Annotated in this window: 16 protein-coding genes, 1 tRNA gene and 1 other RNA gene; 9 read left to right on the top strand and 9 right to left on the bottom strand. The window is 68.8% G+C overall.

What is annotated here, in order from left to right; all coding sequences use genetic code 11:
* Positions 1-55: 55 nt before the first annotated feature.
* The 3 genes from ACGFNP_RS10275 to ACGFNP_RS10265 are packed head-to-tail and all read right to left on the bottom strand — an operon-like array spanning position 56 to position 1,532.
* Positions 56-586, bottom strand: coding sequence for a DUF5063 domain-containing protein (locus ACGFNP_RS10275; RefSeq protein WP_219535007.1), 531 nt, complete (start codon positions 584-586; stop codon positions 56-58).
* A complete protein-coding gene (gene recR, locus ACGFNP_RS10270) occupies positions 579-1,178 on the bottom strand; it encodes a recombination mediator RecR (RefSeq protein ID WP_358337920.1) in 600 nt (199 codons plus the stop codon). The genes ACGFNP_RS10275 and recR overlap by 8 nt, the downstream gene beginning before the upstream one ends.
* A 3-nt stretch (positions 1,179-1,181) precedes the next feature.
* The gene (locus ACGFNP_RS10265) at positions 1,182-1,532 is read right to left on the bottom strand and encodes a YbaB/EbfC family nucleoid-associated protein (RefSeq protein ID WP_214635096.1); all 351 of its coding nucleotides are present in this window, start codon (positions 1,530-1,532) and stop codon (positions 1,182-1,184) included.
* Between the two features lie 573 nt (positions 1,533-2,105).
* On the opposite strand from ACGFNP_RS10265, the gene ACGFNP_RS10260 reads away from it, so the two are divergent.
* Complete coding sequence (locus ACGFNP_RS10260) at positions 2,106-3,245, top strand: GAF domain-containing protein (RefSeq protein ID WP_393316938.1); 1,140 nt, start codon at positions 2,106-2,108, stop codon at positions 3,243-3,245.
* A 300-nt stretch (positions 3,246-3,545) separates the two neighbouring features.
* On the opposite strand, the gene ACGFNP_RS10255 is transcribed toward ACGFNP_RS10260, so the two are convergent.
* A complete protein-coding gene (locus tag ACGFNP_RS10255) occupies positions 3,546-6,266 on the bottom strand; it encodes a DNA polymerase III subunit gamma and tau (protein WP_393316935.1) in 2,721 nt (906 codons plus the stop codon).
* A gap of 31 nt (positions 6,267-6,297) precedes the next feature.
* Positions 6,298-6,393: signal recognition particle sRNA small type (gene ffs / locus ACGFNP_RS10250), an RNA gene on the bottom strand.
* Between the two features lie 105 nt (positions 6,394-6,498).
* Between ffs and ACGFNP_RS10245 the strand changes: the two genes are divergently transcribed.
* From ACGFNP_RS10245 to ACGFNP_RS10235, 3 genes are all read left to right on the top strand, one after another.
* Positions 6,499-6,586 (top strand) — tRNA-Ser (locus tag ACGFNP_RS10245).
* Between the two features lie 610 nt (positions 6,587-7,196).
* Positions 7,197-7,430 carry a DUF6289 family protein gene (locus tag ACGFNP_RS10240; protein ID WP_358337929.1) on the top strand — a complete coding sequence of 78 codons (234 nt, stop codon included), beginning with the start codon at positions 7,197-7,199 and terminating at the stop codon, positions 7,428-7,430.
* A 74-nt stretch (positions 7,431-7,504) separates the two neighbouring features.
* Positions 7,505-7,750, top strand: coding sequence for a DUF6289 family protein (locus tag ACGFNP_RS10235; RefSeq protein ID WP_358337932.1), 246 nt, complete (start codon positions 7,505-7,507; stop codon positions 7,748-7,750).
* Between the two features lie 45 nt (positions 7,751-7,795).
* Here ACGFNP_RS10235 and ACGFNP_RS10230 read toward each other — a convergent pair whose 3' ends face one another.
* Positions 7,796-8,191 carry a YbaB/EbfC family nucleoid-associated protein gene (locus ACGFNP_RS10230; RefSeq protein ID WP_393316931.1) on the bottom strand — a complete coding sequence of 132 codons (396 nt, stop codon included), beginning with the start codon at positions 8,189-8,191 and terminating at the stop codon, positions 7,796-7,798.
* A 275-nt stretch (positions 8,192-8,466) separates the two neighbouring features.
* Between ACGFNP_RS10230 and ACGFNP_RS10225 the strand changes: the two genes are divergently transcribed.
* The 5 genes from ACGFNP_RS10225 to ACGFNP_RS10205 all read left to right on the top strand — a co-directional run bounded on the left by ACGFNP_RS10225 (position 8,467) and on the right by ACGFNP_RS10205 (position 11,717).
* Entirely contained in the window at positions 8,467-9,048 is a 582-nt protein-coding gene (locus ACGFNP_RS10225) for a hypothetical protein (protein WP_393316928.1), read from the top strand.
* 7 nt (positions 9,049-9,055) lie between these two features.
* The gene (locus ACGFNP_RS10220; RefSeq protein ID WP_358337944.1) at positions 9,056-9,721 is read left to right on the top strand and encodes a hypothetical protein; all 666 of its coding nucleotides are present in this window, start codon (positions 9,056-9,058) and stop codon (positions 9,719-9,721) included.
* A gap of 165 nt (positions 9,722-9,886) precedes the next feature.
* Positions 9,887-10,339, top strand: coding sequence for a hypothetical protein (locus tag ACGFNP_RS10215; protein WP_358337947.1), 453 nt, complete (start codon positions 9,887-9,889; stop codon positions 10,337-10,339).
* A gap of 10 nt (positions 10,340-10,349) precedes the next feature.
* Positions 10,350-10,949 carry a cell wall protein gene (locus ACGFNP_RS10210; RefSeq protein ID WP_358337950.1) on the top strand — a complete coding sequence of 200 codons (600 nt, stop codon included), beginning with the start codon at positions 10,350-10,352 and terminating at the stop codon, positions 10,947-10,949.
* A gap of 9 nt (positions 10,950-10,958) precedes the next feature.
* Entirely contained in the window at positions 10,959-11,717 is a 759-nt protein-coding gene (locus ACGFNP_RS10205) for a MauE/DoxX family redox-associated membrane protein (RefSeq protein WP_358337953.1), read from the top strand.
* On the opposite strand, the gene ACGFNP_RS10200 is transcribed toward ACGFNP_RS10205, so the two are convergent.
* The 3 genes from ACGFNP_RS10200 to ACGFNP_RS10190 form a co-directional block, all read right to left on the bottom strand.
* Positions 11,718-12,623 (bottom strand): CU044_5270 family protein, encoded by a 906-nt coding sequence (locus ACGFNP_RS10200; RefSeq protein WP_393316923.1) that lies wholly within the window; start codon positions 12,621-12,623, stop codon positions 11,718-11,720. It abuts the gene before it with no gap.
* A complete protein-coding gene (locus ACGFNP_RS10195) occupies positions 12,620-13,243 on the bottom strand; it encodes an RNA polymerase sigma factor (RefSeq protein ID WP_393316920.1) in 624 nt (207 codons plus the stop codon). Before ACGFNP_RS10195 ends, ACGFNP_RS10200 begins: the two co-directional genes overlap by 4 nt.
* A gap of 98 nt (positions 13,244-13,341) precedes the next feature.
* Positions 13,342-13,971: a LysE family translocator gene (locus tag ACGFNP_RS10190; RefSeq protein ID WP_358337962.1), complete on the bottom strand. Its 630-nt coding sequence runs from the start codon at positions 13,969-13,971 to the stop codon at positions 13,342-13,344.
* Positions 13,972-14,074 lie beyond the last annotated feature (103 nt).

Genomic DNA, 14,074 nt, shown 5'->3' with positions numbered 1-14,074 from the left:
CCAGTCTACTGGGGGCCTCTCATGGGCCGAATGGTTCATACCACTATGTGGATGATCACACCGTCGTGGTTTCCTCCGCCACGTCGAGCCGCGAGTGGGCCGCCAGCGCCTGAAGTGCGCGCATGGCCGCGCCCGCGTGGTTGCCCCAAGTGTTGAAGTAGGAGTATTGCCACCACCACAACGCCTCATGCGGCCGCCCCGCCTGGAAGTGGCGCAGACCGTGGATGAGGTCGGCCGCGACCGCCGTCAGATCATCGGAGAGCCGGTACGGCGTGACACCCGTGTCCTTGTAAGGGTCGAACACCTCGGCATAGTCGTCGACCGCCTCCAGCAACTCCGACAACGCGGTACGCACGCCGTCGATGTCGGGATCCGCGCTCAGCGGCGGTTCGTAGTTGCCCGAGAGGATCACATCCTCGTTGGCGCCGAGCTTGGCGCCCGCCAGGCTCACCTGCGCCACTTCGACCAGCAACAGCGACCAGATGGCGTCACCGCCCTCGCCGCTGGCGACCCTGGTCAGGCCATCCACATAGTTCTGCGCGTGGCCGGCTATCTCCTCCGCCAGCGCGCTCCACTGGTCAGACATCCAGCAGCCTCCGTCCTTCGAATGCGCGGCCCAAGGTCACCTCGTCGGCGTACTCGAGGTCACCGCCCACAGGCAGACCGCTGGCCAGTCGTGTCACTTTCAGACCCATCGGCTTGACCAGACGGGCAAGGTAGGTAGCCGTCGCCTCCCCCTCGAGATTGGGGTCCGTGGCGAGGATGAGCTCCGTGACCCGGCCGTCGGCCAGGCGCGTCATGAGCTCACGGATGCGCAGATCGTCGGGGCCGATGCCGTCGATCGGGCTGATCGCGCCGCCGAGCACGTGATAGGTCCCGCGGAACTCGCGCGTCTTCTCGATCGCGACGACGTCCTTCGACTCCTCGACCACGCAGATCACATGAGTGTCCCGGCGCGAGTCGCGGCAGATGCGGCACTCCTCCTCGGCGGCCACGTTGCCGCACACCCGGCAGAACCTGACCTTCTCCTTGACCTCAAGCAGCGCGTGGGCCAGCCGCTTCACATCGGCCGGGTCGGCCGCCAGCAGGTGGAACGCGATCCGCTGCGCGCTCTTGGGACCGACGCCGGGCAGCATGCCGAGCTCGTCGATCAGGTTCTGGACGACCCCCTCGTACATGGCCTAGAACCCTGGCAACTGTCCGAGACCGCCGCCGCCGAGTCCCTGGGCCAGCGGGCCCAGTTTCTCCTGCTGCAGGTCGGCCGCCGCGCGCACCGCGTCACGGACCGCGGCGATCACCAGATCGGCGATCGTGTCGGCCGTGTCCTGCGGGTCGTCGGCGTCGATCACGCTTGGGTCGATCTTCAGTTCGAGCAGCTCTCCCGAGCCGTTGACAACGGCCGTGACCATGCCGCCGCCGGCCGAGCCCTCGATCTGCGCGTCGTTGAGCTCCTGCTGGGCGCTCACAAGCTGCTGCTGCATGAGCTGTGCCTGCTCCAGCAGCTGCTGCAGGTTGACATCCCCTGGGTTCACCGTCGTGCGCTCCTCGTGGCTCCGCGTTCTTGACTGCCACGAGCCTACGGTGTTTGGGCCTCGTCATGTACTGGAGGGATGCCTGTGTTTCGCCTTGGCCGGATCCCGGCCCCCCTCCAGTGTCCGAGACCCGGCCAACACGCCGGCCGGAGCGGCCGCACCACGCCGACGCGTTGCCGCACGCTAGCCGCGACAACGTTGCACACACGTTGCGTTGATTCAATCACCCTTTGCAATCCCCCTTTACAATCCCACCGAACCGGTTGCGCCCGCCAACCTCGAAGCGGATGCTCACCGTAAGTGATTGACTACTTGGAGTGTCTGATGCGTCGCACCCATCCAGACGCGTACTCCCGCCGGTCTCGCGGGGCGCACGAAGCGGCGGTTACGCGGAAGGCCGCGCCCGAGGAAGCGCGCGGACTACCCCCTGCCTCCTGGCAGCGGTCCCCGGACGCGGGGAGCGCCCTCCCTCGCGAGATCTCCGACAACCACGAAGCACCCGAGTCACACCCGTTGCAGCCCCTGCTCCCCTTACTCGCCCACATAGCCGATGAATCCGCCCATATCGTGGTCGTGACCGACACCAACGGCAGGGTCCTGGGACGTGACGGCAAGCCAGACGCGACCCACGCCCCCGACCAGACCGGCACCACCGGCACCACTGGGAGCACCGGGAGTATGGCCACCGCACCGGCCACCCGCCCACCGGTGCGGGTCTACCCGGACGAACAACTCATGCGCATGCTGCACGTCCAGTCATGCAGCGCCGCCCCGATCATCGACCCCGACACCGACCAGGTACTCGGCTGCGTCGACATCACCGATCCGGCGCGCTCTCCCCACCCGGCCGCGGTCGCGCTGGTCTGCGCCACCGCCAAGCTCGCCGAGACCCAACTCGCCCTGCGCATGCACGAACGCGACGAGCGCCTGCGCCGCCGCTACGAGGCGCTGGGCGGCCGCCCCGGCATCCTGCTCTCACCGACGGGCCGCGTCATCTCCGGAGACCCCCTGGGCACACTCGGCGAACGAGTCCCGCTACCCGCCCCCGGCGAGCGCATGATCCTCCGAGACGGCCGGTTCGTCCTCCTAGAACCCTTCTCCGACGGCTACCTCCTGCGCACCGCGCCCCCGCCATCCACCCCCGCCCCCACCCGCCTCCGTCTCCACGGCTTCCTCGGCGAAGACTCGCCGACGGCCCTGGTGGGCGAGCGCCACCTGCCCCTCTCCCTCCGGCACACGGAGATCCTCGCCCTCCTGGCACTCCACCCCAGCGGCCTCACCGCCGAACAACTCTCTTTCCACCTGTACGGCGACGACGGCAACCCGGGGACGATCCGGGTCGAGATCCACCGCCTCCGCGCCGAACTCGGCGACACGATCGGCGCCCGCCCGTACCGCCTGACCGCGCCCATCGAAGCCGACTTCCTGGAGCTCAGACACCTCCTGGCCAGCTCGGACCAAACGTCACTGGCACGCGCCTACACCGGCCCCCTGCTGCCCCGCTCAGAATCCCCCGAGATCCGCCGCGAACGTGACGAACTCGAGGTCCAGGTACGTACCTGCCTGCTACTGCGCGGCTCACCCGACGACCTGTGGGCGTACGCGCAGACGTCCGAAGGCCGAGAGGACTTCGAAGTCCTGCAACGCCTCGCCACCGCCCTCCCCGCCACCGACCACCGCGCCGCCGCCGCCCGCGCCCGCCTCCGCGCCTGACCCTGCCCACCCGCCTCCCAGATCGACTCCTCGCACGACCAAGTACCGGACGCTCCCTTGTCAGCTCCTCGCACGGCCAGGGACGCTCCTGCCGTCAGCTCCTCGTACGGCCCCGCGCGGGAAGACCCTCGCCCACCAGCTCTTCACCCGGCCCGGCGCGGCGCGGGGACGCTCCTGCCGTCAGGCCCTCGCACAGCCCAGCATGGGAAGACGTTCGCCCGTCAGCTCTTCGCCCGTCAGCTCTTCGCCCGGCCAGCGCGGAAGACGGCCCCCTGCATCGGTGCCGCCTATCAGGTGTGGTCAGATTTCGCCGATCACCTGGGCGCCGAGCTGGCTCTGGAGGAGTGCCATGCCGGACAGCTCGTTCACGTCCGCGTCGGCGTCGTTCAGCGGGTCGACCTCGTCGGCCTCCGGGCCTTTCCGGCGTTCCGGGACCGCGTCCGGCCAGGCAGCGGAGCCTCCCTGACGGGGCGCGGGGGCTCTGGGCCCCGCTTGGGCGGCTGCCATCGCGGCCGACCGTGCGGCAGCCAGACCGGCCCCGGGCGAGCCACCCCCGGCCGGAGGGGTTCCTCCAGGAGCGCCCGAGCCGACGCGTCCCTGAGGAGGCCGGGCCCCGGAAGTCGCTTGAGTGGGGTCCGGGGTGGGCGGAGAGCCGGGGCTCGGGTCGTCAGGGGCGTCCGGCCAGGACTCGTCCGTCGTCTGGCGGCCACCGCCCTGGGCCGCCTGGTCGGCGGGTCCGGGGGGTTGGCTCGCCTCCTGGGAGCCGGAATCGTCGTCCGACGAGCCATGCGAACGAGTACGGCCGTGCCCCGACGAAGGCTGCCCGCCCTGGGCGGTGGTCTGCGGGGCCGCACCGGAGCCTGGCTGGTTGTACCGGGAAGCGCCCGACGAATCCTGCTGGCCTGGGTGCGAGCCCGGCTGAGGACCCGAATGAGAACCCGGCTGGGGACCTGAGTGCGAGCCCGGCTGAGGACTTGAGGGAGAGCCCGGCCGCGGGCCGCCGAAGCCCTGAGGGACCGGGGAACCGCCCACGACCGCCTCGACCCGCCAGGTGCCGCCGAACACGTCGCCCAGCGCGCTGGCCACCACGGCGTCCTTGCCGCCACCGGTGAAGTTCTTCATCGCGCCGACCTGGCCGAAGCCGAGCGTGACCAGGTTGCCCTCGATGCCGACCACCTGGGCGTTGGTGCTCACGTTGGCCCAGACGACGATGCTGCGCTGCTTGAGCGCGGCCAGCACGGCGGGCCACTGCTGCTGAACCGCCCCAGCACCACCCGCCGCGGCCCCGCCGCCGCCATGAGCCGCTCCGCCCTGAGCCGACGAGCCTTGAGCCTGGGACCCCTGACCGTAGGACGATTGCCCTGGAGCCGACTGCCCCTGAGACGCGGCGGCTTGCGACGACGGCGCCTGCGACCCAACGCCATGCGACGCCGCACCCTGAGCCCCGTCGGCTGACTGCGCGGGCCGACCGGGACGTGCCGGCTCCGGCCAGTCGTCGGCACTGCCCGCCTGGGAACCCGCGCTCGTGGAAGCACTCCCGGCCGAACCACCCGCTCCCGGACCGTCGGCCTGCACGCCTGCCCCAGCCTGCGGTCCACTCCCCGCCTGCGGGGCACCGCCGACGTACGCGGCACTCCCCGCGTGTGCGGCATCACCGGCGTACGCGGCGTTGCCCGCCTGCGGACCGCCACTACCAGGATGCCCGGCACCACCAACCTGCGCGGCGCCGGCCGCGTAGGAGCCCCCGGCCACGTGAGAAGCGCCACCCTGCGCGGACGCAGCCCCCGGTTGCGGCATGGACGGCGGACCGGAGTCCGCCGCCGTGCGGACCGTGCCCGCGGCCCGGGCGGCCATCTGGGCGACGGCGCCGCCACGTTCGAGGCGTTCGAGGCGGGCGAGCAGGGCGTCCTCGCCCTGCGAAGCACCGGGCAGCAGGACGCGAGCGCACATCAACTCGAGCAGGAGCCGCGGCGAGGTCGCGCCGCGCATCTCGGTGAGGCCGGTGTTGAAGATCTCGGCGGCCCGCGTGAGCTCGGCCGGCCCCATCGAGGCCGCCTGCTGGACGAGGCGATCCAGCTCGTCGGCCGGGCGGTCGAGCAGGCCGCTCGTGACCGCCTCGGGGACGTTCGCCAGGATCACCAGGTCGCGGAAGCGTTCGAGCAGGTCGGCGGCGAACCGCCGGGGATCGTGGCCACCCTCGATCACCCGGTTGACGGTGTGGAAGACCTGCGCCCCGTCACGGGTGGCGAACGCGCCGACGACCTCGTCGAGCAGGTCACCGTCGGTGTAGCCGAGCAGCGAGACGGCCTTGGCGTAGGTGATGCCGTCTTCCTCGGCCCCCGCGAGCAGCTGATCGAGGATGGACAGCGAGTCACGCGCGGATCCGGCGCCGGCGCGTACGACGAGCGGCAGGGCGGTCGGCTCGAACGGCACGTCCTCCGCGAGGAGAATCTCTTCGAGCAGCGCACGCAGCGTCGCGGGCGGCATCAGCCGGAATGGATAGTGGTGGGTACGCGACTTGATGGTGCCGATGACCTTTTCCGGCTCGGTAGTCGCGAAAATGAACTTCAGGTGCGGCGGAGGCTCCTCGACGAGCTTGAGCAGCGCGTTGAAACCCTCTCGGGTCACCATGTGCGCCTCGTCGATGATGTAGATCTTGTAGCGCGCGGAGACGGGCGCGAAGAAGGCTCGTTCGCGCAGGTCACGCGCGTCGTCCACACCACCGTGGGAGGCGGCGTCGATCTCGATGACGTCGAGGTGGCCCGGCCCGGTGGGGGCGAGCGCGACACACGACTCGCAGACACCGCACGGATCAGGGGTGGGCCCCTTCTCGCAGTTGAGCGAACGCGCCAGGATGCGGGCGCTGGAGGTCTTGCCGCAGCCGCGCGGCCCGCTGAAGAGGTATGCGTGGTTGATACGGCCCGTACGCAGTGCCTGCCGGAGCGGATCTGTGACGTGCTCCTGACCCTTGACCTCAGCGAAGGTCCCAGGTCGGTACCTGCGATAAAGCGCAAGGCTCATGCGACCATCCCGCCTGCGAGGGGGCTCCCAACGAAGAGACCCCCCGCACACCCGCCAGAGCCCGCTTATCCTTGCTGCCTTCCGGCCCTGGGGAGGTTCACAGGATGACGCCGCGCGAGGGGTCCTTGGACAGTCTAGCCACATCCGGCAGTGCTCGCTGCAGCTGAACCGAGGCCTCGCCACACGTAAATCGTGGTCTCGGCACGTACCGGAGTCCGGTAAGCTACTCGGCGGAGGATTCGCCTAGTGGCCGAGGGCGCACGCTTGGAAAGCGTGTAAGGGGCAACCCTTCAGGAGTTCAAATCTCCTATCCTCCGCCAGTCCAGAAGGGGTGTGCCGTGATCACGGCACACCCCTTCTGGCGTTCGGACCTCAGTTGACGCCCGTCTGGGCACGCCGAGCCTCGCGCAGGGCCGCCAGACCTCCCCGCCTGATCCGCGCGACCCCGGCCGCGGGCCAGAGCCTGACACAGGTGCCGAGCCTTGGTCCGGCCGCGCACAGCTCAACGAGCGAGATTTCCGCCCCGCATTCCGCCGCGAATTTCGGCATGAATATCTATGCAACCCCTGTATCCCTGCCGTATATCTCCGGAAAATTTTCTGCGCGCGATGACCGGCTGGCGACCTTACCCGATCCGTAGATCAAAAACCGGCTTGAGGTGCGTCCGAATTATCGGGACAGCGCAGGTACGGCTGGCCCGAACAGCGGACATAACGCCAGGCGAGCACGCCGATACGCATCATCAATGGTCCGATAATAACAACACGCCATAACGCGTTCCGCGAATGCACCAGTCTTTCTACAGATCGTCATACATGTTAGTAAGTATTGCGTTTCATGCGGACGGGACAGATCATTTTGATCATGGGTTGGGTCGCCTCCTGCCAGGAGGGGAGTCCCACACCGTTTCGTGCTCAGGAAGGACGAGTCATGATCCGTCGCGCACTGGTCGCCACAGCCGTGGCCGCCACTGCCCTCGTCGCCCTCCCCACCGCCCCCGCGCAGGCCCAAGCCTGCCCGATCAACTACCACTGCATCACCACGTACTACTCCGACTCCGCCCACACCACCGAGATCGGCCTGAGGGACGAAGCCTGCGACGGCACGTTGTACGTCTGGGGCACGCGCAGCATCTATGTGGACCTCTACTGGAGCCCCTGCTGAGCGGAACCCGGGCAGTTCTTCCCCACCGATCTGCTGAAGCTCCACGTCGTCTTCGTGCTCAGAAAGGACCGTTCATGATCCGTCGCGCACTGGCCGCCACAGTCCTGGCCGCCGCCGCGCTCGCTGTCGTACCGGCCACCGCGCAAGCCGGCACGCAGGGTTTCAGGTGCCCGGCAGGCTACATGTGCAACACCGCGTACTACTCCGACGCCACTCACAACAACGTGGTTGGAGCCAAGACAGAATTCTGCGACGGTGAGGTCTCGACCTGGGGCATCGTCACCCGCTACAGCGTCTGGACCTCGTCCGTCTGCGGCTGAGCGAAGGCATCCGGCGGGGTGGCGCACCGGCGCCCCCGCCGGATTTCACATCGCGACGTCGGTCGCGGCGTCGATCTCGCGGGACACCTGCTCGATCCGTTCCTGCACGAACTCCGCGTCGAGCGCCTTGGGCAGTGCCGCGAGCTTCGCGTCGACCTCGTCCGTGATCGCCTGGGCCTGGCGTTCGGCGTCCCGCTGAGCGCTCAGGATCGCCTCGCCGACTTCCCGGGCGAGAGCCTCGGCGTCCAGTCGCTTGCTACGCGGCGCGAGAACGAGTTCCCGTGCTCTTCCTCGCCCATCGGCCACCGCACGGACCAGCCCTTCGGCCCCCTCACCCGCACCGGTGATCCGCCCGAGCCGGGCATGAGCGTCACGTAGACCGCGGATAGCGTCCTCCGCCCGCGGCAGCAGGTGGTCCAGGTATTCACGGTCTTCCTGCATGGACGACGCTCGCACGCGGCCCCCACAATCACGTCTGGTGCGGAAAGCCTTCCAGCCGTGGCCTGGCGGGAGCGAGCATTTACAATTTCCTCGAAATGTCCGCCAGGCTGACAGTCACTGCGCGTTCGCGGAATGCGTTCAGGCCGGGGTGCGCACGCTGTCCGCCCATGGCGCCGTGCTCGACACCACGGAAGCGGCTTGGGGGACACGGCCGCCACGATGAGAGACGCCGACGCCGCGAGCGTCATCCCGGCGGCAGGGATCACGGCATAGGTATGGACACGCCGCCCCTCATCGAGGAACTGGCCCAGTTGATCGGCGTCAACGTCCTCGACGTCGATCCCGACAAGGTGGTGACGGACGCGAGAGCCGTGAGCGACACCGTCCCGAACCTGACCACACTGTCCGAGAACGCCGACTCCACCATGGGGCGGGCGACCTACGGCTACGAAGGACGATCAGCGACGGCGCTGGCGGAGAACTGGCAGCGCAACGGCGGCGGGCTGCATCGAGGAACTCGGCGGAAGGGCGGTCAGCCCACGAGGCGGCCTCGGCAGCCCCGCGCTGGCCGGGCCGGGCGGCCGGTTGAGCCCGTACGAGAACGGGACCGCCTTACGCACGAATATAAGTTGGGGCAAGAAGGACAGCACCGGCAAATTTCACGGCAACGTGCCCGACAGCACAGCCGGGATGACGGAAAGCGAGAAGCGGAGGGTGAAAAAGACCTGGAGGACAGCGTCAAGGCAAGAGAGGAAGAAGAAGCCTGGCTCGGCTTCTCCGACGCCGGTCACCAGGAAAGAATGCGCCGAGAACGGGAAGCCCTGGAAAAGCTCAAAGACGATCTGAATGATTGGTGAGAGATCCATGGACAGGCAGCCAGGGGACGACCTGATAGAACGCATTCGTACGCACCCCGGCAACGACGCCGTCGTCGGCCCCGCGGCCAATGACCTGCTGGACGAGCTGTACGCGGGCTATCCCGTCGAGAACCTCGGCAGACTCCTACACAGCGACGACAACGCGTCCGTGAGGACGGGAGCCTGGCTGCTCTCGGAGCTGGGCGAGCGCGCCGCCCCCATGATGACGGAAATTCCGGCACTCCTCGGCCACCCACTCCTCTATGTAAGATTCTTCGCCGTCGAGGTCGTGGTGACGAACGCCACCGACGGACCGGTGATCGCGCGAACCCTGAACCTGAGCCAGGACCCTGAACCTGCCGTGCGCTGGAAAGTACTCCGTTTCCTGGCCGTCGCGACGGTCGATCAACTGGCGGCAGGAGTGCCACATCTACCGCCGGGCCACATCAGAACTCTGACGGAATGGCTGATCAGCCAGGAATCCGAGCAGGCGGCCCCCCGCGAGATCATCGAGCGGCTCGAAGCCGACGACCTGACCACGCGCCTGTTCGCGGCAGCGGCGGCGGCCCGCCTGTCCGGAAGGGGCGGCGAGGACTCGACGCTTCTGGAGCGCGCCGCCGACACGGAGACCGAAGAGATCCGCTCGTTCGCCCTGGAGCGACTGAGGCGGTAGCAGGGGCAAACAGCCCGCCTCGGCTGCTCGCCGATGCCTGCCCGCCGTACCGGTGGAGGCATTTGGGCATTGACGAAAAATTCTTACATGTTTTGATGGATCAAGTTGGAAAGTTTCACGACCTCATCGGGGGACCGTCCGGAGCCAACCCCAAGGAGGACGCGCATGGCGCGCAGCCAGCCCACTGACCCCCCACCCATCGACTTACTCGCCGCCGTCCGAGGAGAGGTCTCCTGGTTCTGCTGCGGCACAGCCTGGGGACCATGCAGCACCACCGGCAAGGGAGCCTGTGGCACCTGCAACTCGGGAAGCCTCCAGCACGCCTGGCCCAACACCTCCGACGCCTGCTGGGCGATCACCCACCCCGACACCTGCGGCTTCAACCTCTCCCGGCGGACCTGCGGGTTCCAGCACAAGATCACGGGACTGTGCAGCGGTTCCAGCGTCGTCACCGCCATCGCCGACTGCGGTCCGCAGACGGACCTGTTCTGCGGTGAGAAGAGCTGTTGCGGCGCGACCTGCGCCGGCGACCGCATCATCGACCTCACCCCGGCCGCCTACAGCAAGATCGCCAGCCTCTCCACCGGCCTGCGACCGTGCGAGATCTCGACGCCCTAGGGAGCTGACGATGACCAGCAGACGGCAAATGCTCAAGTCCGCCCTGCTCGGTGGCGGTGCCAGCGTGGTCGCCGCGACCGCGCTGGGTTCGCTCGGCCCTGAGGCGGCGTTCGCCTCGGCCAAGGTGCAGGAGGTCGAGCCCGGCGCCCCCGACCCCAACTTCGCCGAGGGCCGGATCCGCTCCATCAAGGACAACACGCTCCTCGTCCTGGGCTCGAACATGGTGTTCCACAACATCAGGGTCGTGGACGGCACGAGCCTCTGGAAGCTGGGGCCGGTCCCCTTCGACCAGGCCAAGCCGGGTGACGGCCTGTACGCCCGGGGCGTGCGGATGCCCGACGGAGTGCTCGCCGCCGAGGCGGTGTGGCTCAACATCGTCAACATCAAAGGCCACATCAAGAACATCACCAGCGACAAGCTCCACCTCGACCACAACGGCCAAGAGGTCCTCTGCCACGTCGTACCCGGCAAGTCGGTCGCCATCCATTCCGAGTCACCGGCGTCCTCGGACCTCTCGATGCTGCGGGTGAGCCAGCACGTACAGATCCTGGGCGCGTGGCGGCCGGACACGAACGAGGTCGACATCGCCACCGTCTTCTCCCCTCACTAGGAGCGACAGATGCACGGGATCGCCGCGCTTCAGCCGTACGTGATCGCCCTCTTCCTCGTCTGGGCGGCCCTGATGAAACTGTTCAGCCGTCGAATGCGGGCGGAAGCCGGGCGGACCGCACTGGCCCGGCTGGTCGGCTCGGCGCGCGCGGTCCCCACGCTCCGGCTCGTCGGCGTGGTGGAGCTCGCGGTGGCGGCCGCACTGCTGCTGCCTCCGGTCTCCCCTGAGGAGGGCGCGGCCGCCGCCGTGCTCTCCACAGGATTCCTCGCCTATCTCACCTATTCGTACGCGACCGCGCCCACCGCGTCCTGCGGCTGCCTGGGCGCGCACTCCCATCCCGTGAACTGGCGCGCCTTCGCCCGCGCGGGGCTCCTGTGCGTCGCGGGCGTCGCGGCGATCTGGGCACGGCCGTACCCGCTGGATCCCCCGCTCATGACGCTGGGCCTGGCGGAGATCATCGCCCTGCTCGGCCTGTCGGCTGAGCTGGACCGCTACTGGCTGCGCCCGCTGCGCCAACTGCTCGTCCAGCTCCGCCGGCCGCTCGCCGTACGTTCGCCGGAGGAGATCCCGCTGGAGGTCTCGCTGCACCTGCTCTACCTCAGCCCCGCCTACTGCTCGGCGTCCGCGCAGCTCACCTCGGACGTCCAGGACGTGTGGGACGAGGACGGCCTGCGGTTCGTGGTGTACGGGGCGCGCGAGCGGACGGCCGTCTTCGCCATCCCCCTGTCCGGAGTCGACCCCTCGGCCGTCCGCGTCGCGCTCACCTGATCAGGGCGTCTGGCCGGGCTGGTCGACGATCCCGGAGCCCAGTACGGACATGGAGGCGGTCTCGCCGTCCTGCTCGACCTTTATCCCCATGTAGTGATAGTCCTCCGGGTCGAGGATGTACGTGCCTTTGCCTGCCGCGCCCAGATCCAGGACGACGCCGATGCCCTGGCGACCGTCACCGTCCGAGACGTTCTCCTGGACGGTGACGTTCGGGATCTTCGCCAGGGCCCGGTACATCGCCGCCGCCTTCTCCGGCGGGATCACGGGCCCGAACTTCAGATACCACCCGATCGCCCCGAAGGCGTTGACGTCCGGGAGCGTGCCTTCCGGACAGTTGGGCTGGCAGATGGACAGGGGAGTCCGCTCCTCCTTGAGCCCGCGGAAGTGCGCGAGCAGCTGGTCGGGATCGGTCGGCAGAGCCTCCACTTCCTGTGCGGTCTTGCCCGGGTTCGTCGGCCCCTTCTCTCCGTTCCCGAGCCTCAGCTTGCCCCTCGTCCGTACGGCGTCCTTCTGCCCGTCCATCCGGCTCCAGTGCTCGAAGCCAGGGAGGCCACCACCACCAGGCATGTGCTGGGACTCTTTGATGTAGAACCACTGGTCGGAGCGGATCTCGACGGCCTTGGTACGCGCGGCGACGAGGGCCGCGTTCTCCAGCAGGCCGACCGGGTCGGCCGGCCGTACCTTGACCGGCCGCTCGGCTCCGCCGAGTTGGCTCACGACCACCGCGGCGGCGGCCACGCCACACGCGACCAGGGCCAGGCCCCAGCGCGGGCGGAGCGCCGGCCGCTTTCGCGGTACCGGGGAGCCGCCCCGGATCTCGGCGAGCAGCCGGCGTTCCTCCGCCCGCACGTCGGGCCGCGCCGGGACCTCGTCGCGCAGCCTGTTGAGGAGTTCGAGCTCGTTCAACGGTTCATTCCTTCGTCCGCGTCGGTTGGGTCGATGCCACCGAGCACCCGCCGTAGCTTGCTTCGAGCCCGATTGACCCGCGAACGCACCGTCCCCACCGGAACGCCCAGCGCGTGAGCAGCCTGCTCGTACGTGAGCTCCGCCCACGTCACCAGCAGCAACGCGTCACGGTGCCCCCGAGGAAGCCCGGCCAGAGCGCCGGCCAGACGGCGTCGCGCACCGTCCGCGGCCACCCGCTGGTCGACCTCGTCGGTGAACGATTCGGTCACCGAGTCCGCCCCCGTGCGGCTCAGAGCCCGATACTGGCTGATCTCGTGACGCCGGTGCCGCCCGATGAGGTTCGTGGCGATGCCGTACAGCCATGGCCGCGCGTCGTCGCGGGCCAGGTCGTACGTCTCCCGGTGCTGGAAGGCCCGCGCGAACGTCTCCGCGACGATGTCCTCGGCCGGATCCGGGCCCAATCGCCTGATGACATAGCGCTTGAGCGCCGGGGCGTGGCGGGTGAACAACGTGGTGAAGTGTTCGGGCTCATGCCGGGATCGGGCGATCACCGCGGCATCGTCGGCCGTCTCCACGGCCGCGGGCCAGGGCGGTGCGTCCGTCCGGCTCTCGTGTCGCATCTCGTGCCTCTCGGGTGTCTGTCATGACACGAGTAATTACCGCCGAGAGGCCGCGCGGTTCCCGAAATTTCGCCCCGACCCGATCAGAGGCGTCGTGCCTATGCCGGTACGAGGGCCTTGGAGCGATCGGCGACCAGGTGGACGGCGATGCCGGCGAGCACGGTGCCCATGAAGTAGCGCTGGATCCGCAGCCAGAGCGGGCGGCGGGCCAGGAAGGCCGCCAGCGTGCCCGCCGACACGGCGATCAGGGCGTTGACCAGGGTTCCGATGAAGATCTGGACCGACCCGAGCGCGAGGCTCTGCAGCAGCACGTGTCCCATGGCGGGGTCGATGAACTGCGGCAGCAGCGAGAGGTACAGGATCGCGATCTTCGGGTTCAGCAGGCAGGTGAGCAGGCCCATGGCGAAGAGCTTGCGCGGCGGCTCGATCTCGAGCTCGCGCGGCTCGAAGGCGGAGGTGCCGCCGGGCTTGACGGCGTTCCAGGCCAGCCAGAGCAGGTAGGCGGCGCCGGCCAGCTTGAGCACGGTGTAGGCGGCCGGCACGTACGCGAAGATCGCCGTCAGGCCCAGGCAGGTGGCCGTCAGATAGACGGTGAAGCCGAGCGCCACCCCGATGAGGGAGATCAGGCCGGCCCGGCGGCCCTGGGTGATGGAGCGTGACACCAGGTAGATCATGTTCGGCCCCGGGGTGAGGACCATACCCAGCGACACCAGTGCGATTCCCAGCATTCCGCCCGTCATATGGGCACATTAGCGGACATTCTCTCCGCGGTCTTCGTACGGCAGGCGGCGCGACGGGCTCACCGGTGGCATCTAAGGGCCCCATTCGGGA

The sequence above is a fragment of the Nonomuraea sp. NPDC049269 genome, assembly GCF_043197155.1.
Classification (GTDB): domain Bacteria; phylum Actinomycetota; class Actinomycetes; order Streptosporangiales; family Streptosporangiaceae; genus Nonomuraea.
Note: the sequence above shows the minus strand (reverse complement) of the source record. Positions and strands in the feature narration are given on the sequence as shown.